The sequence below is a fragment of the Moorena sp. SIO3I6 genome (assembly GCF_010672095.1).
The window spans coordinates 1-1,503 of record NZ_JAAHHU010001245.1 but is presented as its reverse complement, the minus strand read 5'-3'; the positions used below and the strand labels follow the sequence as shown (position 1 = coordinate 1,503).

The window sequence follows — 1,503 nt, the reverse complement described above, 5'->3', positions numbered from 1 at the left end:
TATTGGCGCTATCAATAATGAGGAATTGGTCATTAATAGGACATCATTAGTTTTCAGTTCTTAGTTGAGGAGTTGAGTGGTTAGTCAGAAAGCTTTGGTGAGCATTAACTTAAAAGCGATAAGCTTTTGACTACTTGCTCAAGACTTACGGAGATTGAATAGGTCTAGGGGAATTAGACGGAGGGGTATTTTTCTGACATTGACTGGCTTGTGTTGGGGTTGGTGTAAAATCACGAGCCATCATAGGTAAAATCTCCTTTTCTCTTATCCACCCTTCCTGTCCCTGTGACACCAAGGTAGCAGAGGGTTTAGTCTGCTTAGAGTTTAACGGTACTGAGGATGAGCCAACTTTGGGGGAGCTAGCCATTTGATCCGATGGAATATCAGTTGTGTTGGTTCCGGGTGAGCAAACTCTTAATTTAATCCACCAAGTCTCTTCCTGAGGATACCTTTTTCTGGCAATAACCTGCAAAACGCTACCAGCAGGAACTCTCCCAAGGATTGATTGCTTTTCAGGGTTAACCAAAAGTTGTACAGTTTGACCCACTGTTCTAATAATATCTTGGTTTTTAATTAAGGCAGCTGGCTTAGCAAGGGTCACGGACTCAGGAGTTTGTCCTGGGATAGCTTTAGTTTCTGGACTCTGTGTAGGGGTGGTTTTAGAACCGGTTAGTTCTTGCCCCTTACCAAGACTAAAAACCCCACTCAGGAAGCGATTTATCTGTCCACTCGCCTTTAGACTCAACACTGGACTCAACAGATAAACGACTACCCCCCCTAACACCAAAAGCACGAATATTCCCAACAACAGTTTGCCAGTCTTCTCAGGAGAGGTTGAAGCTGAATAATGAGGATTTTGGTCACCAGATGCATCCCCCTCTTCCATGAGGTTAAGTGTGAGCAACGCTGTTTTTTGTTCATCAATAGAAGCGGGTTGCTGATCACTCTTAACGTTTAACATTAGAGTATTGTTGGTCTCGAGATTGCCAATGGATTCTAGCTGTGGGGGTGATAGTTGGATGGGCATCGAAGGCTGGCTTGGTGTGACTTGACAGTAAATCAACCCCACCGTGACATTGTCGTGTCCGTTTTTGGTATTAGCAAGTTCAATGATTCGTTCTGCTGCTTTTTTGATATCAATTTGACCGTCGAGAATGGGCAGGATTTCTGTTTCCCAGTACTGCTCGACTCGGTCATTGTCACTAAGACCATCAGAACACAGCAGAAACACACAATCTTCATCCAACACCAAGCGCTGTACAGTCGGGTGTAGTGTGGTTGATGAACCCATCCCTAACGCTTGGACTAGGGCACCAGATGTTGGTTGTTGTAGAGCATGTCGGTAAAGGGTATATCCAAGCCGCACTTCTCTTGTGGCTAAATCATCATCTAGAGTAACTTGGTGACAACCATGGCGACTCACCCAATAGATTCTGCTATCCCCGACATGGGTAATGTATATTTCATGGGCATGGGTTCTAGCCATGACCAAGGTTGTTCCCA

At 44.7% G+C, this 1,503-nt stretch carries 1 protein-coding gene; it reads right to left on the bottom strand.

Annotated features, from left to right (window positions below):
- Window positions 1-145: 145 nt before the first annotated feature.
- Window positions 146-1,503: PP2C family serine/threonine-protein phosphatase (locus F6K49_RS48195; RefSeq protein ID WP_293109718.1), on the bottom strand; the 1,358-nt coding region annotated here is incomplete at its 5' end.